This window comes from Streptomyces mesophilus (assembly GCF_040300965.1).
GTDB classification, from domain to species: domain Bacteria; phylum Actinomycetota; class Actinomycetes; order Streptomycetales; family Streptomycetaceae; genus Streptomyces; species Streptomyces mesophilus_A.
In genome coordinates this window covers 27,933-50,800 of the sequence record NZ_JBEPEW010000049.1, presented here as the reverse complement: position 1 = coordinate 50,800, position 22,868 = coordinate 27,933, and the positions used below count along the sequence as shown (strand labels likewise).

Below are 22,868 nucleotides of genomic sequence, written 5' to 3'. Positions count from 1 at the left end.
AGCGCTGGATCGCCGACACCGTGGACGCCGCCGGTCCCTGGGCCTTCGCCGCACTTGTCGCGCTGCTCCTGTGCGGGGCGTCGGTGATACGCCGTGGCGCGCAGCGACGGGTGGCCGGGCGCGATGCCCCCGGCCCCGAACGGGGTGCGGTCCGATGACCGACGTCACCGTCGAGTTCCGGAGTTGGGTGCAGTGGTACCGGGGCGGGGGCCCTGCTCGCGTCACCGCATCGGCCTCCAGGCGCCTCGCAGGAACTCAACCGGCTACCAACAATGCCGGGTTACGGCAATGCGCGGCCTGTCGCGCACGGCCTAGCCTCCAAGGCATGAACCGAGACGACGACTACGAGCCCGTGTTCATCCGCAGCCGCTGGGGGACCAGCAACTATGTCTTCAACCACCGCAATCCGCTCGGACTCGCGCTGATCGTGATCACGCCGATCGTGGCTGCCATGGCGCTGTTTGTGCTCTCCAGCCGGTAAGGCTGCTCGCCTACCAGCGGCCGCTGCGCAGGGGACGCCGGACTATGCCGGATGGATCTGGTCCGGGGGAACCTGATGCGGCATTCTGTTGCCGAATCCCGGCAGCGGGCGCCAGCTGATCCTGCCCGGTCGCCCACTGCCCCTCGCCGGCCCGGCGCGTCAGACTCCCCTCATGGCTCGCATCCGCTGCTCGACCGACCTTGTCCCCGTGCCGCGCGGCTGGTTCGAACAGACGATTGCCGCCCTGTTCGACCTTGCCGAGCACACCACCGCCCATGACGGGCGGATCCATTTGCCAGATGGCCAGTTGGTGCCCGATGTGCGGTTGGCCGACGGTCGGCATCTGCGACCGGGCGCGGTATACGAGGACGAGGGCTCGGGCGGCGGCCATGCGCAGTCCAGGATCAGTGTGCGGGAGTGGGACCGGCGTGGCGGCGTGCGTCTGCACCAGTCGCTGCAGCACGAGCAGTTGAACGTGACGCTGGAGGGAACTCTGAGGTCGGTGGAGCGCCCTCGCACCATGGAGCTGACGGTCAACGTCGACGCGGGACCGTCGTGGGCCACCCGACTACTGCGTACCTCTGTTGCCGCCGACGTCGAACTCGACGCGTGGTGGCGGGCCGTGGAGGGGCGGCGCACTGCGCGTCCGCTGCTGACCGTGCGAGTACGGCGGCGCTGGACGTCGGCTGTCCTGCACGTGACACCTCGGCCGCGCGACGGACAGTGGGAGGTGTGCTGCCGCCTCACCGTCCGCGGACGCGCTCTGATGCGCCCTGTCGTCGCCGTCGCACTGATGCTGGCCCGAGGCGCACTCAAAGGGGCGATGGCCAAGACGCTCGAGCAGATCGCTGCAGAGTGGAACCGCACGGTGCCCGACCTGGTCACCCTGGACGCCAACCAGATACGACGGCGAGCCGCGGTAGGACTGGCAGTGGGCGCTGGGGAAAAGACCGTTGAGGGGGTAAAGGCAGAGCATTTGCGGTGACACGGGCCTTGGGGCCGTGGCCATGCGGTCGCGAGAGTGTGCCTACAGCATGACGCCATTGCCCAGCTGGATGCGTTCCTTCACGCAGCCGACGCGTGTGGCCTCGGCGGCCACATAGCGGGGGAGAAGTGCCGACCGCAGCCCCTGCGGCTCCTCGCCGAGCGTTTACCCCTCTCGTCTCTGAGGCTGCAGCTATGCGTATCGGTCTCGTCAAGAAGGGGTGCATTGGGGCATACGTCACAGCGCCCCCGGTCTGCTCGCCCCTAGGCTCCGGAGGTCCGAGCCGACGACCGAGCCATGGAAGGCCCCGCCGTCATGAGTTCCACAACGAGCTGGATCTTGCTCGGCGCATGCACGCTGTTCGTCCTGCCGCCGAGCCTGGCTCTGATCGCCGGCTGGATCCCCGGCGTCATTCACCACCGCCCTGGTCCTGTGCGGCTCCTCGGTGCTGCAGGCATCGCCGTGTACGGTGCCGCGCTGTGCGAGTTCGTGCCCCGGCTGGCACACGCCGACCGGGGCACCGTCACCGTCGGCGCATACGGAGCCGTGGCGATGGTTGCGGTGACCGTGGCGCTGGTCGCGGCATACGACATCGCGCGCGGACCGTCGTCGACCCTCGATGGGGATGTGGTGCCCGGCCCGCGGTGCGCGTCGGGCCGGTGAGCTCGCCTCAGTCGAGTTCGGGAAAAGACTCAGCCTGTTGCCCAGCTGACTCCCGGTCGCGCTACTTCGTCTCGAGGTCCCGTCGCCGGAAGCCTTCGAGCCCGAAACGGACCAGTCCGGCCGCGACCAAGGTGAGAACGATCAGCGGCGTCCAAGTCATGTCCGAGGCGGGCAGTCGGGGCACGTGGCCGAAGGGGGAGAGGTTGTTCATCCAGTGGGGAAACTGGAGGAGCTGCCCCAGGTACCCGATGACGAACGCGTACACAGGAACGACCCAGGCCGCCGCACTCGCCCGCGGCAGCCAGCCGATGAGCAGCACGGCGATCCCGATGGTGACCCATAGCGCCGGCGCGTAAGCGAGCGCCGCACCCACCAGTTTCAGGAACAGCCCCCCGTCGCCGGCCGAAGCCGCTCCTGCGGCACCGAATCCGAGGCCGGCGAGCAGGAGGAGTGCCGTGCCGCCGACCGCCGCCACCGCCACGTGACCGCCGACCCAGCGATGGCGCGACAGGGCCGTGGCCAGCAGGGGTTCGGCGCGTCCCGCGGTCTCCTCGGCCCGCGGCCTCAACGACGCCATGACCACGTACACCGCCGCGACGACCGAGATGACGACCATCACCATCGACGCGAAGGACTCGGCCACCGACGCTCCGCCGATCTCCTTCAACGCGTCCTGGATCTGATCGATGTTCTTCAGCATGTCCTCGGCGTCCCCGAGGATCGAGCCGTACATGGCGCCCATCAGAAACAGGCCGGCACCGAAACCGGTCAGCATCCCTCGGTGCAGTCGCAGCGCGAACCCGAACGGGCTGCCGAGTGCGTCGGACGCCCGCGGGCTGCCGAGCCGGGAGGAGCGCAGGCCCGCTCCCACGTCGCGCCGGGTGGAGAGCGCGAAGCCGGCCGCTGCGCACGAGGCGGCCAGGAGCAGGCAGAGAGCCAGTGGCCACCAGCGGTCATCGACATACACGTAGGTGCGCTGCACCCACCCGATCGGGGAAAGCCAGGACAGCGCGCCACTGCTGCCTGCATCGCCGGCGGCCCGCAGCACGTACGCGACTCCGATCACGGCCAGTGCCATGCCGGAGGCGCCTCGGGTGTGCGCGGTGATCTGTGCCGTGACGGCCGCGACTGCGGCGAACACGATGCCCACGGCCGCGTGCGCGCAGCCGTAGAGCAACGACCCCTGGGCGTCGATCCCTTCGATGCCCATGCCGGAGAGGCCGAGCGCGAGGAGCACCGCCAGAGCGATGTTGGCGAGTACGGCGACCACAAGCGCGGCCGCCATGTGTGCATGCCGGCCCACGGCGGTCGCGCGCACGAGCTCGGCGCGCCCGGTCTCTTCCTCGTTGCGGGTGTGCCGGGTGATGATCAGAACACTCATCAGGCCGACGAGCACGGCCATGAAGCCGAGCATCTGGTGGCCCAGCATGGCGCCGAAGGAGTAGTCGTCGAGATAGGGCCGTGGGCCCGACATGGCGAGTCCGGCTGGACTGTCCATGGTCTTGACGACCGAGGCGCGGTCTTCGGGATCCGCATACAGCGTCTTGTAGTTGCTTGCTGTGGACAGCGTGCCGAGGAAGAGCGCCAGGATCCAAACGGGGAGCCGGATGCGGTCCCTGCGGAGAATGAAACGAACCAGGATCCGGGTTCCGGCCAGCGCATTGCCAGCTGGCCGAGAACGCTCAGGTGCGCGAGTCGGACTGACCGCGGTGCTCATCGGGCTTGTTCCTTCGTCCCGTGCCCGTTGGCCGTGAGCTCATCGCCGTAGTGGCGCAGCATCAGCTCTTCCAGGGTCGGTGGGTGGCTGACCAGGCTGCGGATGCCGCACGCGGCGAGCGTGTTCATGGCGCCGTCGAGTTCAGCCCCGTCCACCGCGAACCGCACCTGCCTGCCGTTCACTTCAAGATGGTGTACGCCTGGCTGGTCGGCGAGTCCGACGACCGGGCGCACCGTCTCGGCCTCGACGGTGGTACGTGTCAGGTGACGCATCTCGCTCAGCGTGCCCGTCTGCACCGTCCTGCCGAGTCGGATGATGCTCACCCGATCACAGAGCTTTTCGACCTGCGCCAGGATGTGGCTGGACAACAGGACCGTCTTGCCCGCGGCTTTCGCCTCGCCGATCACGTCCTGGAATACGACTTCCATCAGCGGGTCGAGCCCGGCCGTCGGCTCGTCGAGGAGCAGCAGTTCGGCGTCCGACGCGAGCGCGGCCACGATGGCGACCTTCTGCCGGTTGCCCTTCGAGTACGCCCGGCCCTTCTTCGCCGGATCGAGGTCGAAGCGCTCGATCAGTTCGTCGCGGCGGGCTCGATCGATCCCACCACGGAAGCGGGAGAGGAGATCGATGGCTTCGCCACCGGTGAGGTTGGGCCACAACTCCACATCTCCAGGGACATAGGCGAGCCGTCTGTGCAGCTCCACGGCATCGCCCCACGGATCCTTCCCCAGGAGCCGGGCGGTGCCCGAGTCCGCGCGCAACAGGCCCAGGAGCACACGGATGGTGGTCGACTTCCCGGCGCCGTTCGGCCCCAGGAATCCATGTACTTCGCCCGTGGCGACGTCCAGGTCGAGACCGTCCAGTGCACGGGTCCGGCCGAACGATTTGTGCAGCCCAGAGACCTCGATTGCCATCGTCATGCCCGCGACCGTAGGCCCCCTGGCGAGGGGCTGGGAAGTTAAGGGGCCGTATAGATCGACGGCAGGGCCGTCCCTCGTGGGCGTCGTGTTGCCCAGACGCGCTCGCCGAACCGGCTCAGCTCAACTCGGCGAAGGATTCCACAGCTGCTGTCCTGCCAGTGACGATCACTACGTCGCCCTTCTCTACTACGGTCTCGGCCGTGGCGTAGGTGAATCCCTCTCCCATGCGTTTGATGGCCACCACCGTCACGCCGTACTTGGTGCGCGCCTCGCTTCGGCCCAGTGGCATGCCGCGGATGACATCCGGGGCGACGGTCTTGACCAAGGCGTAGTCGTCGTCGAACTCGATGAAGTCCAGCATGCGGCCGGTGACGAGGTGCGCGACGCGCTCGCCCATCTCGTGTTCCGGCAGGACGACGTGGTGGGCGCCGAGGCGTTCCAGGATCTGGCCGTGCTGGCGGCTGATGGCCTTGGCCCAGATGTTGGGGACCTCTGCCTCAAGGAGGTTGGACGTGATGAGGATGGAGGCCTCGATGTCGGTTCCGATGCCGACGACAGCGCTGGTGAACTCGTGTACGCCCAGCTGGGTCAGGACGTCGGGATCCGTGCAGTCGGCGACCGCGGAGTGCGTGAGCACGTCGCTGTACTTCTGGATGAGGCGCGCATCGGTGTCAATGCCCAGGACATCCCAGCCGCGGCGCATCAGCTCGCCGGCCAGTGAACTGCCGAAGCGGCCCAAGCCGATGACGGCCACCCGGTGCTCGCCAGGCTGTGCGTAGGTGTGGGCGAGGCGCTTGCGTCGCCGGGTGCGCAGGGATTTCAGGTAGTTACCCAATGACGGGTCGCTCCTCAGGCAGTTCGTAGCGTCGGGTCCGCTCACGCAGCGCGAGCGCCGAGACGAGAGTGATGGGGCCGAGCCGGCCGACAAACATCAGCGCGATCAGAATCAGTTGACCGACGCCCGGAATGTCGGCGGTGATTCCGGTGGACAGACCCACCGTGCCGAACGCGGACACGACTTCGAACAGAACAGGTTCAAGTCGTTCCTCCGTCACGGTCAGCAGGGCGAGCGTCGCCGCGATGACCAGACCGATGCCCAGCAGCGCCACGGTCAGAGCCTGACGCAGGACATGCGGGCCCAGCCTGCGACCCATGATGGAAGAGTTGGGTTCGCCCCTCACCTCCGCGACGATGGCGACCGCGAGCACCGCGAACGTGGTGACCTTGATGCCGCCCGCGGTACCGGCGCTGCCTCCGCCGATGAACATCAGTGTGCAGGTCGCCAAGAGCGTCGAGGCGTGGAGTTCACCCATATCGATGGCGTTGAACCCGGCTGTGCGGCTCATCGCCGAATGGAAGAACCCGTTGACGAGCTTGCCGCCCCACCCGAACGGCCCGAGCGTGCCGGGATTGGTCCACTCGAGCAGACAGGTGAGGACCGTACCCGCGAACAGGAGCACCGCGGTGGTGATGAGGGTCAGCTTGCTGTGCAGCGTCCAGTTGCGACGTCCGGTCGTACGCCGGCGATGGCGATGGCGAAGCAATTCGAGCAGAACCGGGAAGCCGATACCGCCGAGGATCACCGCGGCCGCGATCGGCAGAGTCACCCAAGCGTCCTGCGCATAGCGGGTGATGCTGTCCGCGTGCAGTCCGAACCCGGCATTGTTGAACGCCGACACGGCATGGAAGTAGCCCAAGTAGACGGCATCGCCGATGGATTCCGCGTAGCCGAAGCGGAACCGAAGGGCCAGCACCGCACCGACCGCGAGCTCCACGATCAACGTGGTCCCCGCCACACCGAGCAGTACTTTGCGTACGTCGCCGATGCCCAGACTCTTCGTCTCCGCCTGCGCCGTGAGCTGCATCCGCAACCGCAGCCGACCCGCCACCAGCAGCGCGAGCAGCGACGCCATCGTCATGATGCCGAAGCCACCGACCTGGATCAGGGCGAGGATCACGCCTTCGCCGAAGCCGCTCCAGTACGTTCCGGTGTCGACGACCGCGAGCCCGGTCACGCATACGGCCGAAGTCGACGTGAAGAGCGCGGTGATGAGACCCGCGCCAGCCCGCTGCTCAGTGGCGATCGGCAGCGCGAGCAACACAGTTCCGGCGACGATCACCGCGGCGAAAGCCATGACGACGGTGCGGGCGGGATGCGCTGCGAACAGGGAGTTCCGCACACGCCGGGCGCTTAGCGCCATGTGCCGCAGCCTCCCTGCCAGGAACGGCCCAAGGCCCCATCCGGAGTGGGGCCGTAAAGGATTCGTCTCGTTTCCGCCAGGACCGCGTCAAGATCCCGGCGGCCGCCACCCTACCTGCGGAAGACGGACAGGTCGGAGCAGGGCGCGTATGGATCACGTACAGATTGGACTGCAGAGCTCACGGGATATCCCCGTGGAGTGTTTGGCGATCACCATGGGCGCGTTCGTGCCCATCACGGCGGCGCCTCTGCCTCCCCTCACCTTTCCGGCTGCTGGCAGCGCGACTGATCATCATGTTGGCAACGGTCGCCGCCGCAAACGGGGACCTTTCACCTTTCGCACCAGACGGCATGCCAGCAGCACCGCCGCCGCGGTGAAGCAGGCAAGGGCCGCCGAGAGAAGGCCGGGAACGTGCCATGCATCTCCGCCGTGGACACTCGACCCGGCGGCGGCCGAGAGGAGAAGCCGGGCGACGAGCAACATCAGGACGTCACCCCATCGACTTATCCCCGTGCGGGTGATTGTCGAGATGTAGCGCGCCGTTCGATCTCGTTCACCTCTCCTCGAATCATCTGAGATACGTAGGGGTGTTGCACAGGGCGGGAGTTGAGGGTTCTGCGGGTCCTTCAAAACCTTCCTGATGGCCATGCGGTGTGCAAGGATGCTTCATAGGGTCGGCCCTGTTCGTGGCGGCCTGGGGAGCCGGGAAGTCTGGTCGGCATGCTGATCCTTTCTGCCGCCAGGAGCTGCCGATGTACGCCGCCGATCTTGCGCACCCGTGTCAAACCCTGGATCTGGACTGCGACGCCGTGGTCGCGGCACGTCTGCTCGCCGTGAGTTCGGAATCCTTCCTCGTGCTGGTGGACTCGAGTGGTGAGCCGCTCGGGTTCGCCCATGCCCAGGAGGTCCTGCGGCATCTGCTGCCGAGTTCGTTGACCGCGCACCCCGGGCTCATCTCGCTGACGGGGCCCTTCGCCCGGGCGCATCTGGCCCGAGGGCTGAGCGGCAGGAGACTCGTCGACCTGCTCCCACCGCCGAGCCCTCCGCTCCTGGTGACTGCGGACACCGGGGTCACCCAGGTGCTCGCCCGGCTGACGCGCACCGACAGTCCGGCCGCGGTGGTGGTGAATCGCGAGGGAGCGCGGCCGGAGATCCTGGGCATCATCACTGCGCAACGGCTTTTGCGGGTGCTCTTCGAGGAGCGGGGGGCCGGTGATGACGGCCTTCTCGACTCCGCTGCGGCGGTGCTGGCCGCCTCGCGTCTGCTGGTTGCCGTATCTGCAAGATCACTGGCCGAAGTCGAGGAGACACTGACGCTGTTGCAGTTCCGGCTCATGGTGGTCCTGGGGGTCAGCGGCCCCGCGTCCGTGCAACGCCTGTCCGGGCTGTTGGGTGTCGAGGCGCGGGTTGTGCGGCGACTCGTGGAGATGCTGCTCTCCTCGGAGCTCGTGCAGGAGGATGAGCGCGTGCGGGACTGCCTCGATCAGGGGTACGCACTGTCCCCACGTGGTTTGGATCTGGTGCACGACGTGACCCGACGTCGCATGGAAGCCATCACCCGCATCCTCGAATCGATGCCGGAGGCGGAGCGCACCGCGCTGGCGCCTGTTCTGCGCGCGTTCGCCCGCGCCGCCGGTGAACCATCGGCCGAGCTGGTCGCGGCGGCACTGGGTGCTTGACCAGGCCTGACGTTCGTGGCGTTGGGCACACCACGCCGTACCTCCAGGCGCTTCTTGCATAATGCAAAAGTGAAGCGTGGACGGCACCGCAGAGGCGGGCAACGAGAGGGTGGTCGTCGGATCGCGTTGCGCATCCGGTACGGTCCCGCGGCGTTGCCGCCCCCGCGCTGGCTGAGGGTCGAAGGTGTGGCGGTTGGGGTCGTCGGGCCCGGGGTGGTCATCGCCTGTGGTGTCGTCGGCACGGTGGCCGGCCTGCCGGCGGCCAGGGCCGCCGCATTGGCACTCGTAGGAGCTTCGGCCCTCGTGCTCTACCTGCTCATTACGCGCGTCGGCCGGATACTCACCGCCATCGTCGGCGCGCTTGGCGCGTGCCTGGCCCTGGTGGTGCCGCAGGTCACGGCCGGGGCGGTGCTCGCGCAGCGTGGAGAGACGACGGAGGTGATGGTGACGGCTGCATCGTACGAAAGTGATCGATACTTCTGCACGGTTCGGCAAGATGACGGCACCGCTGTCGCCGCCCGTCTGTGGCGGGGCTGCGACGCCTCGGTGGATCCGGGGGAGTCGATCGGCATGGTGTACGACCCGGAGGGCCGCATCCCTCCCAGAGGGATCGCTGCGCCGGGCGACATGCCGAGCAACTGGGCCCGGGGCGTTGTGCTCGCCGGGCTTCTGGCACTGGCCGGCTACGCCGCAGTGGTGCGGTCGGTCCGCCGCGGCGGATGAGCAGCGCCGGGGTGCTGTACGCGGGGAGGGCCTTCGACGGGCAGTCGGATATGGGGGAGCAGGCTCGGAACCTGGCCGAGGACTTCCTTGCCGAGGTTCGTGCGAGCGGGGCTGCCGTATCGACGTCGACCGTGGGCAGGCTCTGGGTTGTCGTGACCGAGTTGCTGGCGAACGCGACCCGGCACGCCGCGGGCCCCTGTGTTCTCGAACTCCAGCTGCGCGGGGGGCAAGTCGAGGTCAGCGTATGGGACACCGTGCCCACGCTGATCGAGTCGGTGGACGCCGACGGGACGACTGGTTCCGAGGGCGGGCTGGGACTCGTGCGCGAACTGTGCAGTCACTTTCACATGCAGTCGAGTGCTGGTGGCAAACGGATCCAGGCTCGGATTCCTCTGGTCGTGTAGGTCTGCACCGGGGCGACGGGGCGACTGACGATTCGGTAACAGACCTGCATACGAATGGTTCGAATGAGAAACCTTTGCATAGGGTCAATGTTTGGGGGAGCGCCATGGAAGGCCGCTCGACTCAGAGGTAGTCCTGCTGGAGCACGCCATGGCTGAGGAGAAACCGCCGCGCCTGACCGCCCTGGCGGCACTTCCGTTCGTCGTCATGGCGATCGTGACCACGATCGACGTCAGCGCCGGCCCCGGGGTGGGCTATCTGCCCCTTGTGGCGCTCGGCCCTGCCTTCGCCGGACTTGTCGGCGGCTGGCGCCGTACCGCCGCCGTCGGAGCCTTCGCTCTGGTGCTGTGCGCCGCACTCGGCATCTACAACGAGACGTACTCGCAGCGCCGCGTCTACACCGCCATGGCGTCGGTCGCCGGAGTCACCGTGGCCGGTCTCGCCGCGGCGGTGATGCGCCAGCGCCGTGAGGCCGAACTCGCCAGCGTCCGCACCATCGCCGAGGTTGCTCAGCGAGTCTTGCTGCGTCCGGTGCCGCGCAGCGCCGGACCCCTTCGGGTTGCCGTCTCCTACACCTCTGCGGTGGCGGAGGCCCGGATCGGCGGTGACCTGTACGAAGTGGTTGTCTCCCCGCGGGGAGTTGTCCGCGTCATCGTGGGCGACGTGCAGGGCAAGGGCCTCGAAGCCGTAGAGACCGCCGCGCTGGTGCTCGGCGCGTTCCGCGAGGCGGCTCACGAAGAGCCAGACCTGACAAGCGTCGGAGACCGCCTGGAGCGCGCCGTGCGCCGCGAACTGCACGGGGAGAAGTTCGTGACCGCGATCCTCGCCGAGGTCACCGACGCACACACCATCACGCTGCTCAACTACGGTCACCCTGCACCGATGATCGTGCGACCCGACGGCGCCACGGCCTTTCCGGAACCACCGCGCTACGCCTTGCCGTTGGGACTCGGCCTGCACGGAGTCAAAGGCCCTCAGCCGTATGAGACAGGCTTCGCCCCAGGCGACCAAGCGCTGCTCTATACCGACGGTGTCACCGAAACCCGGGACCGCACCGGCGCCTTCTATCCGCTCGGCGACCACGCCTTCCTGCTCAAGGAGCGAGACCCGCAGGCGGCGTTGGATGCGCTGCGTGCCGACCTCGTCGCGCACGCGGACGGGCCGCTGCACGATGACGCGGCCATGTTGCTGTTGCGCTATCAGCGGCCATGACGAACGTGCTCACGGGGACGTCGCCCCCGGCGGCATGTGCCCCGTCGTGATGGTCGCCGCAACCAACTGACCCGCCCGTGCCCTGCCGGGCGGCGCCGGGGGCCCATCTGGGCGGCGGCGTGAGGGATTTGAGCCGGCTCACCCTCGCACAGCTCGGCGGCGGGGAACTGGACGGGAAGCGGGTCCTCTCCGCCAAGGCGATGGCCGAGATGCAGTGCGGTCATGTCGACAGCGACAACGACCGCTTCGGACTCGGCTGGTCCGTCGGGACACTTCAGGGCGCCGGCGAGGGCATGGTGTGGAAATCCGGATCCCTGCCGGGCCACGACGCCATGGTCGTCCTGCCGCCCGACAGCGACCGGGCCGTCATCGCCCTGCAGAACGCCTTCCACCTGCTGCGGGCCCAGGAGTTCCACCATGCGGCCCTGGGGACGGCTCGGATCCTGTCCGGAGCGGACCCGGGCAGCGCCCGGCCGATCCGCTCGCCTTCACCCTGCGCTGGGGCATGGTCGCCCGCGCCGGCGTGCTGGCGTTGTGCGTGGTAGCCCCGGCCCTTCGCCTTCTGCCCGGGCGACGCGTGGCGGCCCGCGCTCGCTCTCGTCGTCGGATCGTGCTCACCGCCGCCGCCTCGGTCGCCGCATTGCTGAGCCGTGCGGTTCTGTTGTGGTGGGTGCTGCCCGCAGCGCTGGCGGCAATCTGCAGACAGCGCTCCTGTGGCTGCCCGACGCAGGTGGAGTGCGGTGGGCGTTGTGGCCGTTGCGTTCTTGCTCGCGGTGGAGCATGCGGTACTCGACGTGGTCGATCTGCGGGGTCGGAACAAGGGGACGCCGGGCGATTCCGAGTCCGCGTCGCCCGTCATGGCCGGTGCCGGGCCGCTCGGTTGAGTCCGGCCTTCGCCGCCCGTACGCGAACGACGCAAGGCAACCGGCATCACTGGCTCCGCAACCCCCACGGCGGTTCCGGCTGCCGTGGGGGTGCGAGCCAAGCGGGTCAGACGCTGACGCCGAAGTCGCGGGCGATGCCCGCCAGGCCCGAGGCGTACCCCTGGCCGACCGCGCGGAACTTCCACTCGGCGCCGTTGCGGTAGAGCTCGCCGAAGACCATCGCGGTCTCGGTCGAGGCGTCCTCGGTGAGGTCGTACCGGGCCAGTTCGGCGCCGCCCGCCTGGTTGACGACGCGGATGAAGGCGTTGCGCACCTGGCCGAAGCTCTGGCCGCGGTTGTCCGCCTCATGGATCGACACCGGAAAGACGATCTTGGCGGCTTCGGCCGGGACGGTGGTCAGGTCGACCTTGATCGCCTCGTCGTCCCCCTCGCCCTCGCCGGTCAGGTTGTCGCCGGTGTGCTCCACCGAACCGTCCGGGCTCTTGAGGTTGTTGAAGAAGACGAAGTGCTGGTCGGACAGGACCTTGCCGGATTCGTCGACCAGGAGCGCGCTGGCGTCCAGGTCGAAGTCCTGGCCGGTGGTGGAGCGGATGTCCCAGCCGAGGCCGACGGTGACCGCGGCCAGGCCGGGGGCCTCCTTGCTGAGGGATACGTTGCCGCCCTTGGACAGGGAAACGCCCATGTTCTCCTCCTGATGGGAGCGGTGGCTCCAGTTGAAACGGGATCGGAGAATTGAATCTACAACACTGTAGAAAATAGAGAAGCGGGTGGCGTCGAGGCGAACATCGGGCGTACGGCCCCTGATCAGTACGATGAGGTGCCCTCTCGGACTGCGAGAACGGCCGCCGGAGGGAGATGGTGATGGCACATCAGGACGACGCGCCGCAGCCGCGCACCCGGCGGCGCGGGCAGGGCGAGTTGGAGGGGCAGGTGCTCGCGGCGCTCGGCCGGGCGCAAGGCCCCGTATCCGCGGGCTGGGTGCAAGAGCGGCTCGGCGGCGATCTCGCCTACACCACTGTGATGACGATCCTGACTCGCCTGATGGCGAAGAACGCGGTGACCCGTAAACGTGAGGGCCGCTCCTTCGTGTGGACATCCGCCGCCGACGAAGCGGGACTTGCTGCACTGCGGATGCGCAAAGTGCTGGACGGGGAGAGCGATCGGGAGGCCGTACTCGCCAGCTTCGTCACCGCGCTGCCGCCGGGTGACGAGCGGCTGCTGCGCGAACTCCTCGGTCAAGCGGAGGGGCAAGAACCGGACGGGGAGGCGGAGCGCTAGACGCCATGGGGGTCTTCGTCTTCCTGCCGCTGGTCCTGCCGTTGTCGGCATGGCCCATCGCCCGCCTCGCCGAACATAATCTGCTCCCGCGTACGGCCACCCGCCTGCTGACGTCGGTGGCCGCGGTGATGGCCCTCTGCAGCACCCTGTGCCTGGCGCTTGCGATGGTGGTCGGCACGGCTCAACTGCCCGGCAATCCCCTGCCGGACGGCTGGTCGGACCCGGAGGTCCGTGAGGCCGTCCCGTACGACGAGATCGTCGGCAAGGCCGCCATCCCCGCGCTCATCGCCGTCGCGCTGGCCTGTGCCCGAGTGGCCTGGCGGCACTTTCGGGTGCGCCGTCAGGCCCAGTCGGCGCTGGTGGACCTGCCGGGAGGGCAGGTCGCGGTGCTGCCGGACGCGGAGCCTTACGCGTACGCGCTTCCCGGAGGCCGCAGAGGCCGCGAGCGGATCGTCGTGACCACCGGCCTGCTCGGACACCTCGACGCGGGGGAGCGGCGCGCCCTGTTCGCTCATGAGCGTGCGCACCTGAGCGCGGGGCATCATCGGTTCCTGCTCACGGTCCAACTGGCCGCACGCGCCAACCCGTTCCTGCGGCCGCTGCGTACGGCCGTCGTGTTCACCGCCGAACGCTGGGCCGACGAGGAGTCGGCCCAGTGCGTGGGGGACCGCAAGGCTGTGGCCCGCGCGATCGGCAAGGCGGCACTCGTCTCGCGTGGCGCGCCCGTGCCGAGCTTCGCGGGCTTCGCCGCCCCAGGTCCGGTGCCGCGGCGGGTGGCCGCCCTGCTTGGTCCGGCCCCGGCGGCGCGAACCTGGCCACCTTCCTTCACCACAGTGGGACTGGCGGCTTGGGCAGCGGCCGCCGGCACGCTCCTGTCGGCGATGTCCTCGGCGAACTCGGCCGTCACGCTGGCCCTGATCCTGCGCGCCGCGACCCCGCTGTAGACGGAGCCGCAGCGCACCTCCTGGCCAGTCGGCTCAGAGGTCGAACTCGTGCGGCGGCAGATCCAAGGCGTAGCAAGCCTCGCGAACGACCTGCTGCTCGTCCTTGTCGAAGTCGCCGTCCGCGCCGCCGATGACGATGCCGATCTGGATGACCGCACGCGCTTCGGCGGGCTTCTTCTTCGCCTTGGCGATCTCCTGCAGGACGGTGACCTTGCCCAAGGCGAAGTCGGCGGACAGCTTGTTGCAGTTCTCCTCGAAGCGCCGCTGAAGGTCGGCGGCCTCGAAGTTTTTCAGTACCTCGTTGGTGGCGATGAGTTGGGCCACCTTCTGGCGTTCCACGGGGTCGATGGAGCCGCTTGCGGCGGCCACCAGGGCGCACATCGCCATGGATGCGTCCCTGAAGGCACCGCTCTTGAGTTCGTTCTTCTTTGCCAGCAGTTGCGTCTGCATCTGCGCGGCGGACTCCTTGAAGCGGTCGAACAGGCCCATGGATGCTCCCTACAGGTTCGGGCTGCGGCCCGGGGCGTGGTCCGCTCCGAGCTAGTTTCTACAGCAATGTAGAAACTAGCAGGGTGGGTACGGCGGGCTTACTCGTCGCCCTCGAAGAAGTCCCCCACCTCGTCGATGACTTCGGCCGCGACCAGTCCGCCCGCGACCCCGACGGCGACTCCAGCCGCGCCCGCAGCCATGGCGGTCCCCATCCCCGAGTGATGGCCGTGCCCGTGGTCGGAGTGAGCGCCGTACGAGGATCGATGCTCGACCAACTGGCGGATCCATCCGCCGACTTCCGCGTTCCAATCGCGACCCGCCGGGCCCACGTGGCTGACCGTGAACCGCTGCACCGCATCGTGCCCGGACGGGAAGAGACCACCCTTCTTGTCCGCTTCCAGGATGACGTCCATACCTTCCGGTCCCGCCAGGAAAGTCACCTCGAGCTCGGTGAACGCGAGCGCGTACTGGGGTGCTGGAGTCAGTTCCAGCTCCTGATAGAAGGGCAGTCGCTGCCCCGTGCCAGTGAGCCTGCCGTACTCCAGGTCGGCCGACTTGAAGCCGAATCCGAGCTGGCCGAGCGCCTCCAGGACTGCCTCCTGTGCCGGCAAGGGGCCGACCGTGAGCTGGTCGAGGTCGCTCTTGTCCTTCGCACCGGCCACCGCGAGCTCGGTGCGGACGCCGAGCGCGACGCCCAGCGACTGGCCGTGCAGTTCGGTGACCGGGGTCTCCCACGGGAGGGAGACGGCGAAGGGCACCTCGCGCTGCTCCCCGGCGGCGAGCCGGAAGCCACCGCCCACCACGAACCGATCGAATGCGACGTACCCCTGACTCTCGCCATGCTCGTGTTCGGCCTCCACTAGGGCCAGCAATTCCAGTGCGATCTGTTCGATCTCGAAGTCGCGGTCACCTCCCTGGAGGTGGACTCGGCCGGTCAGTTGTTCACCTGGCCGGGCAGGGCCGGCATCGAGGAGGGTGTCCACCGTGGGGCCGCCCACGCCGAGCGAGCTGAGCAGTCGTTTGAGCACCATCGTGGCGCGTACTCCTTCTGATTCCGAAGCGTGTGTCCGATGCCTGCAGATCTGATCCGGGCAGCGGGAACATCAGCCCCGGCCCGTGCGTTTTCTTTCTCTACAGGCGCGTAGAGACTAGGCTTGTAGGCCCCTCACGTGGGGGTTTTGCGGCCCTTTTACACTCGAATCACCGACACGGGACCTGCCGACCAGCAGACCTGCCGACCAGCGAAGGAGTGAGCGACCCCCGATGGGCGAGCCTCCCAGTACCAGCTGTGCCATTCCCTGTACGCCCGCGAAACGCGAGGAAACGGGGGTGGCACGGTGACCGAGATCCTGCTGCTGCTCCTGGCTCTCGCCTTGACCCTGGCCTGCGCGGTGTTCGTCGCGGCCGAGTTCTCGTTGACCACCGTCGAGCGCGGCGCGCTGGAGCGGGCAGTCGAGGCGGGTGAGCGGGGGGCGGGCGGTGCGCTGAAGGCGGTACGCGGCCTGACCCTGCAACTGTCCGGTGCCCAACTGGGCATCACCGTCACCTCGCTGCTGATCGGCATGCTGGCCGAGCCGTCGCTCGCGGCCCTCCTGAGAGGTCCGCTTGAAGCGATCGGGCTCGGCCCCGCAGCCGGCACGGTGGCCACCGTCCTGGGCGTCACGCTTTCCACGGTTGTCCTGATGGTTGTCGGCGAGCTGGTGCCCAAGAACTGGGCGATCTCGCGTCCGCTGGCCGTGGCGAGAGTGGTTGCGGGTCCGCAGCGCGGCTTCACCGCGGCGTTCGGCCCGTTCATCCGCCACCTGAACAGCACCGCCAACCGTGTCGTACGGCGCATCGGCCTGGAACCAGCCGAAGAGCTGGCCTCCGTACGTACGCCTGATGAGCTGGTCGCCCTTGCGCGGCATTCCGCGGCCGAGGGCGCCATCGAGCAGGACGCGGCCGACCTGTTCGTCCGCACCCTGCACTTGAACGAGCTGAGCGCGGAGAACGTGATGACTCCGCGGGTCGACGTCCGTGCGCTCGAAGCGCACACCACGGCGGCCGACGCCGCCAACCTCACCTACGCGACCGGTCTGTCCCGCTTTCCCGTCTACCGCGACAGCCTGGACGAGGTCATCGGCACGGTGCACATCCGCGACGTCCTGGCACTGGAGCCGGCCGAACGCGCCACCACCCCGATCACCGCGCTCACCACCGAGCCCCTCCTGGTGCCCGACAGTCTGCCCGCCGACCGGCTCCTGGAGCGGTTGCGGGCGACCCGCACGATGGCGATCGTCATCGACGAGTACGGCGGCACGGCCGGTGTCGCCACGGTGGAGGACATCGTCGAGGAGGTCGTCGGCGAGGTCCGCGACGAACACGATCCGGTCGAGACACCGGACCTGCAGCCCGCCGGTGTCGACGCGGATGGCCGCACGGTCTGGGACGTGGACGGCGGCGTCCGCATCGGTCAGCTGGCGAGTATCGGCCTGCACGCACCGCAGGGACCGTACGAGACGGTCGCGGGTCTGATCGCAACCCGGCTGACCCGTATCCCGGACAAGGGCGACGCCGTGGACCTGGACGGCTGGCGCATCGAGGTCCTCGAGGTCGAACACCATCGCGCAGACCGCGTCCGCGTCATCGAGCCTGCGCGCACAGCACCGGAACCGGCCGCGGATCTCGATCGCGTCCCGGGCCAGAGCGGGCGGCGGGAGGCCCTGCGATGACCACCCTTCAGCTCGTCATCGGCGCCCTCACCCTGTTCACCAACGCATTCTTCGTCGGCGCGGAGTTCGCCCTGATCTCCGTACGCCGCAGCCAGATCGAGCCGTACGCCGAACAGGGAAACAAGCGAGCCCGGCTGACCCTGTGGGGCCTTGAGCACCTGTCCGCGATGATGGCGACCGCCCAGCTGGGCATCACCGTCTCCTCGCTGGTACTCGGCGCGGTCGCCGAACCGGCTATCGCGCACCTCCTGGAGCCCGCCTTCGAGGCGGCTCACGTGCCGGGGGCTCTGGTGCACCCGATCGCCTTCGTGATCGCGCTGACCGTGGCCACGTATCTGCACATGCTGATCGGCGAGATGGTTCCCAAGAACATCGCGCTCGCGGCTCCGGCCAGGACCGCGCTGCTGCTCGGTCCGGCTCTCGTGGCCCTCACCCAGGCGCTGCGTCCGGTCGTCTTCGGTATCAACGCGTTCGCCAACGGGCTGCTCAAGCTGCTGCGCGTCGAGCCGAAGGACGAGGTCGAGTCGGTGTTCACCGACGATCAGCTTGCCCGCATGGTGGAGGACTCAAGCGAGGCGGGGCTGCTCTCGCCCGCCGACGGGGAGCGGTTGCGCGATGCCTTGGAGCTGGGGACTCGCCCGGTGGGCGAGATCCTCGTCCCTGCCGGACGGTTCTTGACCGTCGGCGACGACATCACGCCCGCTCGCCTGGAGCGCAGGGCCGCCGAGGCGGGCTACTCGCGGTTCCCGGTCAGCGGCAGCGGGGGAGCGCTGCTCGGCTATCTCCACATCAAGGACACTCTTGGCGTCGCCGACCGGGACCGGCCCTTCCCGCCTGACGCCTTCCACACGGTGACTCGAGTCCGGATCGACACTCCACTGGACGACACCCTCACGGCGTTGCGGGCCGAGGGGAGCCATCTGGCCGCGGTGACCGGCGACAAGGGCATCGTCCTGGGCTTCGTGACCATGGAGGACGTTCTGTCCGAACTGGTCGGGCCGGCTCCCGCGGCGGCCTGACCGGAGGCGGTGGCGCCCGGCCCCGCCGAGAATCAACCCACCACGATCGCGTTGCCGCCGACCCCGTCGTCGTAGACGGCGGGGTCTCGGCGGTCGGCCGCATGGCGGGCAACGCACCGGCAGCCACGGCCGATTGGGGATGACCGTGGCGAGTGCGGCCAGCTCCCCCTCAGGAGCCGGTGTAAAGAGTTCCGCGCGGCAACGATGCGCTCAGCTGTCCGCGGAGTACCAGCACCTGTTTCACGAAATCGCGGCCCGTGTCCGCAGACGCAGCCGGCCATGAACTGGACACCGGGCCTCGCCTTTGGCGCACTGGCCGCGGGTGCGCTCCTGATCTCGGCTGCGCTGCTGCGCTTCGGACCCCGGAGCACGGCCCTTGTGCAGACGGCCTGTGCGGTCATCCTGAGTCTCGTCGCGGTGAACGTCACGGTGACCGAGTGGCGCGACGCCCACCCACAGCCGACGGCGGCGGAGGAGGGGTTGCCCCACGACGAGAACAGCGGCCACCGTCGTACGGCAGAGATGTCCTCGTCCTCCGAACGCCTTGCGCGAGCCGAGGCCGCACGCATCGAACCGGTGCTCGCACGCCTGTGGGAGCAACGCGCCTGGGATGTCGTGTCCGTGCGCGCGGCCCTGCTCGAACTCGGCTACGAAGAGCAACGGGTCATGGACCATCGCCTCTACGGCCGCGAAAGCCTCATGGTGCTGGAGATGCAGCAGCGGAGCGCGTTCGAGACAGGCCACGACGACACGCCTCGCGGCTCGATCATCGCCCTGAAGGTCCGACCTGATGCTTGCGTCTCCGCGTTCGTGCAGCGCTCCAACTACGAAGTGACGGTAACCGGCCCGTACCTGGAAACAGAGTGCTTCGAACCTCCCCGCGGCCATTGAGCCTTTCACCCTCCTCAGCTCGAGGGAAATCTCGGACGGTCTCACCCCTGGGTGAGGATTGGTGGGCTGACTAGTCTGCGGGGGCATGACGGAGCATCCTGGTTTCGGCGTGATGCTGGCTCGTCTGCTGGACGCCCGCGAGCTCAGCGCGCAGGGCCTGGCCGATCGTGCCGGGCTGGATGCTGGCGAAGTCCGTGCGGTGCTGGCAGGGGGGAGTCCGGGGGAGGAGTTTCTCCGGCGGATCAGTTCTGAACTGGGCTTTCACGCCGTTGATTTGTTCGTTCTCGCGAGTCGTGAGGTCCCGGACGAGATGGCGCCGCTGGACGCCTCGGCCGCACCGGCTGTGCGGCACACCGTGACGGATGCGGTGCGTCTTCCCGCAGCGGAACGTCACGAACTCCTCCGGATGGTCCGCGCGTTGCCGCAGGAGGAGCGGGGATCCGGCTTTGCCCCGAGGTGGCTCGCGCCCACGGAGGGTGGGCCTGGTACTTGGGTCATCCGCATGCTGCAGTACCGCAATTTGAACCACCTGGGCATAGCGATGACGCTTGGGCTCGTGACGCCCTCGTACCTGTCGGCGTCCACTTACGGGATGATCGGTTCGGATCGTTTGGAGCTGACTCCGCGCCTGGTGACAGACTTCGCGGCCTTGCTGGGCATCGACGCCGGTGATCTGGCCACCCTGACGGGTGTCGCCCTGACGGACGGGCCACCGCCGCCGTCCCCGGAGGCAGCGTATGCGGCCGTGCTGCTGTGGGAGATGCGTCGGCTGTCTGCTGTCCAGGCACAACACGCCTCCGAGCTGGCACGTTCAATGGGGTGAGCCTCACGCGCCGGGACCGCAGACCTTGGCCCACGGCGGCCACTACCCGTCAGACACCGAGCGCAACTGATCCAGTTCACTGCCGATCGCATGGCGCAGCACGTCATGCTGTGGACCGAGTCTGAACTGCTCATCGGTCCACCGTTCACGCGGATAGAGCCACACCGGAGCACCCACCACATCGGCCGGCTCCCAATCGAACCGCGGCCAGACATGCGCATGCAAGAAGGGGTCCGTGTTCCCCAGGATCTCCAGGTTGACCCGTCGGAAGGCCGGGTCCAGTTGCCGGCAGGCTCGCTCGACCGCTTCACCGAGCTGGTCCATGTCGGACAGGAACGACAGCCGCTTCGCCTTCGGCAGGTCCGACAGTCGCTGCACGTCCGGCTCGTCCACGAGCAGAACCGAGTAGCCCGGCAGGAACTGAACGTCCCCGATCACCGCGAACCCCGACGTCAACCGTCGCAGCACAGTGGGGTTCTCTCCCCTCAGCGCAGTCCCGATCCGAGCCATCCGCCAGTCACGAGTCATGGCCAGAACCTACATTCCGGTGATCAAGGCCCACTCTTCGTTTGATGCCTTGCTGTCTGGTTGCTAGGCAGTTGTGCCGCGGCGCCGGGCGAGCCGGACCGGTAGGTCGGTCAGGCTCCGGAGCAGGGTGCTTGTGCGCCAGGTGAGAGCTGCCGGGTCGGTGGCGAGCTCGATCGTGGCGTGGTGTGCGAGGAGGCGGCGCAGCGCTATGGCGGTCTCGGCGCGGGCCAGCGGTGCGCCCAGGCAGTGGTGCAGGCCGTGGCCGAAGCCGAGGTGGCTTACTTGCTGACGCCGGATGTCGAAGCGGTCAGGGGCGGTGAAGTGGAGGGGGTCGCGGGAGGCGGCTGCCAAGGAGACCAGGACGGAGTCGCCGGCCGCGATGGGGGTGCCGCTCAGGTCCAGGGGTGCGGCCGCGAAGCGGAATGCGGTGGCGTGAACCGGGGTGTGGAAGCGCAGCGCCTCCTCCACGGTCGGGGCGAGCAGTGCCGGATCGGCACGGAGCAGGGCGAGTTGCTCCGGGTGCGTGAGGAGGGCGTACATGGCTGCGGAGATCAGGCTGACCGTGGTCTCGTGCCCGGCGACGAGCAGCAGGAAGACCATTCCGGAGAGCTCTTGCGGGGTGAGGCTGTCAGGTTGCGCGGCCGCCTGGGCCAGATCGCTGAGCAGCGTTCCGTCCGGTGCTGCCGCCTTTTGTGCGATCAACTCGCGTATGCAGGCTTCGAGTTGCGCGGAGGCCGCCGCGCCCGCTTCGGGCGAGGTGGGCAGGACCAGCTCGTTGGAGAAGGTGTGGAAGGTGCCGTGGGCGGACGCGGGTACGCCCATGATTTCGCAGATCACCGAGACGGGCAGGGGCAGGGCGTAGCGGCTGACGATGTCGACGGTGCCGCTGCTGGGCAGCGCGGCGAGCAGGCCGTCCGCGAGTGCCTCGATCCGCGGGTGCAAGGCCGTGACGCGCCCGGCGGTGAAGTGGCTCGCGACCAACCGCCGTAGCCGAGTGTGCTGCGGCGGATCGCTCTGCAGCATGTTGCGGCCGATGGCGTGGCCGCCGTCCGTCCGCCACGACGACGAGTACGCGATGTCGTTTCGCAGCCGTGGATCGGTCAGTGCGGCACGTGCCGCGTCGCGTGTCACGACGAGCCAGCAGTCGCCGCTCTCCGGGACGTGGATACGGTGCACCGGCCCCTTCGCGCGCAGCTGTGCATACACGAAGTGGGGATCAGTTGCCGGATCGTGTCCTGTGGGGGACAACTCCTCAAGCGTGGGGGCCTGTTGCACGAGATCCTCCGGGTGTGGTGGTCGGAGCTGGCGGGCGGATGTGCAGAGCGTCGAATCAAACCGGGGGAGGGGTGGTGCAGCGGACGACGGCAGCCTGGGTGAGTTCGATCGGTTCGTTTCGTTCCGGCTGCCTGCTCGTCTCGCCTGTCACCCGGCTGTCCATTGCGATCGGGCAGCGGGGCGTTGGGATCTGCCGTCGGGCACCCATGCAGTTCCATCCATCGACCTCTCCCTGAAACAGGGAGTGCTCCCCGTTTGCTGTGAGGACGGTAGCATCCTTACCGGGGAGCCCTCCCCGTTAAGGCTCGCCCCCGAGGCGCGACAGAGGCGGAACCTGATGACCACCGGCGAAAAGCAGACGAGGCCGCGGCGAAGCGATGCGCGCCGCAACCGGGAGCTGCTCGTCGAGACGGCCCATGAGGTCTTCGTCGAACAGGGCCTCGAGGCACCGCTGGACGTCATCGCCCGGAGGGCCGGCGTGGGCAACGCCACGCTCTACCGTCACTTCCCCACCCGCGCCGCCCTCATCGATGCGGTGTTCCGCGATCCCCTGAGTGACACGACACTCGCGGGCGAGAGGGCTCGCACCACCCCGGACGCCTGGACGGGCCTGACCGACTATCTCGAGGCCGTCTTTACGGTCCTGGCCACTGACCGCGCCGCGAATGACCTCATGACGACGAACCTCCAGGGCATCGACGCACTGGAGGTCGTGCACGCGCACAATCGGCGCACGCTCGAACTGCTCCTCGAGCGCGGTCGGGCAGAGGGCAGCATTCGGCCGGATGTCACCGTGGAAGACGTCCTCTTCGGGCTTGCCGCGCTCGGCCGTGCGGTCCCCGCGCTCGTTGCTGCGACTGCCCCCGACGCCTGGCGTCGCCCACTCGCCCTGTTCATGGCCGGGCTGCGTCCGGTGCCGGATGCAGCGCCGCTTCCCGCCCCCGCCCTCGAACCCGCTCAACTCCATTCAACGCTCGGCGCGTTGGGGCCGCACCGAACGACCCGAACGCCCCGCGGTCCGCAATGACCCGCGCCTCCGCACC

23 protein-coding genes and 1 pseudogene are annotated in these 22,868 nt (G+C 68.5%); 15 read left to right on the top strand and 9 right to left on the bottom strand.

All coding sequences use genetic code 11. The features are described 5' to 3' along the window. Positions 1 to 325: 325 nt before the first annotated feature. From ABT367_RS19165 to ABT367_RS19155, 3 genes are all read left to right on the top strand, one after another. Positions 326 to 481, top strand: coding sequence for a hypothetical protein (locus ABT367_RS19165; protein ID WP_352254270.1), 156 nt, complete (start codon positions 326 to 328; stop codon positions 479 to 481). A 172-nt stretch (positions 482 to 653) separates the two neighbouring features. Beyond that, the gene (locus ABT367_RS19160) at positions 654 to 1,466 is read left to right on the top strand and encodes a hypothetical protein (RefSeq protein ID WP_352254269.1); all 813 of its coding nucleotides are present in this window, start codon (positions 654 to 656) and stop codon (positions 1,464 to 1,466) included. A gap of 315 nt (positions 1,467 to 1,781) precedes the next feature. Then, positions 1,782 to 2,129 (top strand): hypothetical protein, encoded by a 348-nt coding sequence (locus ABT367_RS19155; protein WP_352254268.1) that lies wholly within the window; start codon positions 1,782 to 1,784, stop codon positions 2,127 to 2,129. Positions 2,130 to 2,190: 61 nt separating this feature from the next. On the opposite strand, the gene ABT367_RS19150 is transcribed toward ABT367_RS19155, so the two are convergent. The 4 genes from ABT367_RS19150 to ABT367_RS19135 form a co-directional block, all read right to left on the bottom strand. Next, a complete protein-coding gene (locus tag ABT367_RS19150) occupies positions 2,191 to 3,846 on the bottom strand; it encodes an ABC transporter permease (RefSeq protein ID WP_352254267.1) in 1,656 nt (551 codons plus the stop codon). Beyond that, a complete protein-coding gene (locus tag ABT367_RS19145; protein WP_352254266.1) occupies positions 3,843 to 4,766 on the bottom strand; it encodes an ABC transporter ATP-binding protein in 924 nt (307 codons plus the stop codon). Before ABT367_RS19145 ends, ABT367_RS19150 begins: the two co-directional genes overlap by 4 nt. Before the next feature lie 115 nt (positions 4,767 to 4,881). Continuing rightward, positions 4,882 to 5,601: a potassium channel family protein gene (locus ABT367_RS19140; RefSeq protein WP_352254265.1), complete on the bottom strand. Its 720-nt coding sequence runs from the start codon at positions 5,599 to 5,601 to the stop codon at positions 4,882 to 4,884. Further along, positions 5,594 to 6,967 carry a TrkH family potassium uptake protein gene (locus ABT367_RS19135; RefSeq protein WP_352254264.1) on the bottom strand — a complete coding sequence of 458 codons (1,374 nt, stop codon included), beginning with the start codon at positions 6,965 to 6,967 and terminating at the stop codon, positions 5,594 to 5,596. Before ABT367_RS19135 ends, ABT367_RS19140 begins: the two co-directional genes overlap by 8 nt. 752 nt (positions 6,968 to 7,719) lie before the next feature. Between ABT367_RS19135 and ABT367_RS19130 the strand changes: the two genes are divergently transcribed. The 5 genes and pseudogenes from ABT367_RS19130 to ABT367_RS19110 all read left to right on the top strand — a co-directional run. Further along, the gene (locus ABT367_RS19130; protein ID WP_352254263.1) at positions 7,720 to 8,646 is read left to right on the top strand and encodes a CBS domain-containing protein; all 927 of its coding nucleotides are present in this window, start codon (positions 7,720 to 7,722) and stop codon (positions 8,644 to 8,646) included. A 303-nt stretch (positions 8,647 to 8,949) separates the two neighbouring features. After that, positions 8,950 to 9,369 carry a hypothetical protein gene (locus tag ABT367_RS19125; protein ID WP_352254262.1) on the top strand — a complete coding sequence of 140 codons (420 nt, stop codon included), beginning with the start codon at positions 8,950 to 8,952 and terminating at the stop codon, positions 9,367 to 9,369. Further along, positions 9,366 to 9,773 carry an ATP-binding protein gene (locus tag ABT367_RS19120; RefSeq protein WP_352254261.1) on the top strand — a complete coding sequence of 136 codons (408 nt, stop codon included), beginning with the start codon at positions 9,366 to 9,368 and terminating at the stop codon, positions 9,771 to 9,773. Before ABT367_RS19125 ends, ABT367_RS19120 begins: the two co-directional genes overlap by 4 nt. 148 nt (positions 9,774 to 9,921) lie before the next feature. Next, positions 9,922 to 10,983 (top strand): PP2C family protein-serine/threonine phosphatase, encoded by a 1,062-nt coding sequence (locus tag ABT367_RS19115; RefSeq protein ID WP_352254260.1) that lies wholly within the window; start codon positions 9,922 to 9,924, stop codon positions 10,981 to 10,983. A 74-nt stretch (positions 10,984 to 11,057) separates the two neighbouring features. Beyond that, positions 11,058 to 11,528: pseudogene (locus tag ABT367_RS19110) on the top strand (serine hydrolase); the annotation flags it as partial. A 445-nt stretch (positions 11,529 to 11,973) separates the two neighbouring features. Here ABT367_RS19110 and ABT367_RS19105 read toward each other — a convergent pair. After that, positions 11,974 to 12,549, bottom strand: a complete 576-nt coding sequence (locus tag ABT367_RS19105; RefSeq protein WP_352254259.1) for a TerD family protein — start codon at positions 12,547 to 12,549, stop codon at positions 11,974 to 11,976. Between the two features lie 179 nt (positions 12,550 to 12,728). On the opposite strand from ABT367_RS19105, the gene ABT367_RS19100 reads away from it, so the two are divergent. Then, positions 12,729 to 13,145, top strand: a complete 417-nt coding sequence (locus tag ABT367_RS19100) for a BlaI/MecI/CopY family transcriptional regulator (protein ID WP_352254258.1) — start codon at positions 12,729 to 12,731, stop codon at positions 13,143 to 13,145. Positions 13,146 to 13,150: 5 nt separating this feature from the next. Then, the gene (locus ABT367_RS19095) at positions 13,151 to 14,089 is read left to right on the top strand and encodes a M56 family metallopeptidase (RefSeq protein WP_352254257.1); all 939 of its coding nucleotides are present in this window, start codon (positions 13,151 to 13,153) and stop codon (positions 14,087 to 14,089) included. A 33-nt stretch (positions 14,090 to 14,122) separates the two neighbouring features. Here ABT367_RS19095 and ABT367_RS19090 read toward each other — a convergent pair whose 3' ends face one another. Next, positions 14,123 to 14,578 carry a tellurite resistance TerB family protein gene (locus ABT367_RS19090; protein ID WP_352254256.1) on the bottom strand — a complete coding sequence of 152 codons (456 nt, stop codon included), beginning with the start codon at positions 14,576 to 14,578 and terminating at the stop codon, positions 14,123 to 14,125. A 98-nt stretch (positions 14,579 to 14,676) separates the two neighbouring features. Then, a complete protein-coding gene (locus ABT367_RS19085) occupies positions 14,677 to 15,609 on the bottom strand; it encodes a sporulation protein (protein WP_352254255.1) in 933 nt (310 codons plus the stop codon). Between the two features lie 306 nt (positions 15,610 to 15,915). Here ABT367_RS19085 and ABT367_RS19080 point away from each other — a divergent pair, with 306 nt between their 5' ends. The 4 genes from ABT367_RS19080 (at position 15,916) to ABT367_RS19065 (ending at position 20,022) form a co-directional block, all read left to right on the top strand. Continuing rightward, the gene (locus tag ABT367_RS19080; protein ID WP_352254254.1) at positions 15,916 to 17,289 is read left to right on the top strand and encodes a hemolysin family protein; all 1,374 of its coding nucleotides are present in this window, start codon (positions 15,916 to 15,918) and stop codon (positions 17,287 to 17,289) included. After that, positions 17,286 to 18,308 carry a hemolysin family protein gene (locus ABT367_RS19075; RefSeq protein WP_352254253.1) on the top strand — a complete coding sequence of 341 codons (1,023 nt, stop codon included), beginning with the start codon at positions 17,286 to 17,288 and terminating at the stop codon, positions 18,306 to 18,308. Before ABT367_RS19080 ends, ABT367_RS19075 begins: the two co-directional genes overlap by 4 nt. 279 nt (positions 18,309 to 18,587) lie before the next feature. Next, complete coding sequence (locus tag ABT367_RS19070; protein ID WP_434975492.1) at positions 18,588 to 19,199, top strand: DUF6234 family protein; 612 nt, start codon at positions 18,588 to 18,590, stop codon at positions 19,197 to 19,199. Positions 19,200 to 19,284: 85 nt separating this feature from the next. Beyond that, complete coding sequence (locus ABT367_RS19065; protein ID WP_352254251.1) at positions 19,285 to 20,022, top strand: hypothetical protein; 738 nt, start codon at positions 19,285 to 19,287, stop codon at positions 20,020 to 20,022. Between the two features lie 42 nt (positions 20,023 to 20,064). Here ABT367_RS19065 and ABT367_RS19060 read toward each other — a convergent pair whose 3' ends face one another. Continuing rightward, the gene (locus tag ABT367_RS19060) at positions 20,065 to 20,550 is read right to left on the bottom strand and encodes a diadenosine tetraphosphate hydrolase (protein WP_352254250.1); all 486 of its coding nucleotides are present in this window, start codon (positions 20,548 to 20,550) and stop codon (positions 20,065 to 20,067) included. A 63-nt stretch (positions 20,551 to 20,613) separates the two neighbouring features. After that, complete coding sequence (locus ABT367_RS19055; protein ID WP_352254249.1) at positions 20,614 to 21,756, bottom strand: cytochrome P450 family protein; 1,143 nt, start codon at positions 21,754 to 21,756, stop codon at positions 20,614 to 20,616. A gap of 406 nt (positions 21,757 to 22,162) precedes the next feature. Here ABT367_RS19055 and ABT367_RS19050 point away from each other — a divergent pair, with 406 nt between their 5' ends. After that, a complete protein-coding gene (locus tag ABT367_RS19050) occupies positions 22,163 to 22,852 on the top strand; it encodes a TetR/AcrR family transcriptional regulator (RefSeq protein ID WP_352254248.1) in 690 nt (229 codons plus the stop codon). Positions 22,853 to 22,868: the final 16 nt, after the last annotated feature.

Coding starts and splice junctions, on each gene's coding strand:
- ABT367_RS19165 (WP_352254270.1), top strand. CDS start 326: ATGAACCGAGACGACGACTACGAGCCCGTGTTCATCCGCAGCCGCTGG.
- ABT367_RS19160 (WP_352254269.1), top strand. CDS start 654: ATGGCTCGCATCCGCTGCTCGACCGACCTTGTCCCCGTGCCGCGCGGC.
- ABT367_RS19155 (WP_352254268.1), top strand. CDS start 1,782: ATGAGTTCCACAACGAGCTGGATCTTGCTCGGCGCATGCACGCTGTTC.
- ABT367_RS19150 (WP_352254267.1), bottom strand. CDS start 3,846: ATGAGCACCGCGGTCAGTCCGACTCGCGCACCTGAGCGTTCTCGGCCA.
- ABT367_RS19145 (WP_352254266.1), bottom strand. CDS start 4,766: ATGACGATGGCAATCGAGGTCTCTGGGCTGCACAAATCGTTCGGCCGG.
- ABT367_RS19135 (WP_352254264.1), bottom strand. CDS start 6,967: ATGGCGCTAAGCGCCCGGCGTGTGCGGAACTCCCTGTTCGCAGCGCAT.
- ABT367_RS19130 (WP_352254263.1), top strand. CDS start 7,720: ATGTACGCCGCCGATCTTGCGCACCCGTGTCAAACCCTGGATCTGGAC.
- ABT367_RS19120 (WP_352254261.1), top strand. CDS start 9,366: ATGAGCAGCGCCGGGGTGCTGTACGCGGGGAGGGCCTTCGACGGGCAG.
- ABT367_RS19115 (WP_352254260.1), top strand. CDS start 9,922: ATGGCTGAGGAGAAACCGCCGCGCCTGACCGCCCTGGCGGCACTTCCG.
- ABT367_RS19105 (WP_352254259.1), bottom strand. CDS start 12,549: ATGGGCGTTTCCCTGTCCAAGGGCGGCAACGTATCCCTCAGCAAGGAG.
- ABT367_RS19100 (WP_352254258.1), top strand. CDS start 12,729: ATGGCACATCAGGACGACGCGCCGCAGCCGCGCACCCGGCGGCGCGGG.
- ABT367_RS19095 (WP_352254257.1), top strand. CDS start 13,151: ATGGGGGTCTTCGTCTTCCTGCCGCTGGTCCTGCCGTTGTCGGCATGG.
- ABT367_RS19090 (WP_352254256.1), bottom strand. CDS start 14,578: ATGGGCCTGTTCGACCGCTTCAAGGAGTCCGCCGCGCAGATGCAGACG.
- ABT367_RS19085 (WP_352254255.1), bottom strand. CDS start 15,609: ATGGTGCTCAAACGACTGCTCAGCTCGCTCGGCGTGGGCGGCCCCACG.
- ABT367_RS19075 (WP_352254253.1), top strand. CDS start 17,286: ATGACCACCCTTCAGCTCGTCATCGGCGCCCTCACCCTGTTCACCAAC.
- ABT367_RS19070 (WP_434975492.1), top strand. CDS start 18,588: ATGAACTGGACACCGGGCCTCGCCTTTGGCGCACTGGCCGCGGGTGCG.
- ABT367_RS19065 (WP_352254251.1), top strand. CDS start 19,285: ATGACGGAGCATCCTGGTTTCGGCGTGATGCTGGCTCGTCTGCTGGAC.
- ABT367_RS19060 (WP_352254250.1), bottom strand. CDS start 20,550: ATGACTCGTGACTGGCGGATGGCTCGGATCGGGACTGCGCTGAGGGGA.
- ABT367_RS19050 (WP_352254248.1), top strand. CDS start 22,163: ATGACCACCGGCGAAAAGCAGACGAGGCCGCGGCGAAGCGATGCGCGC.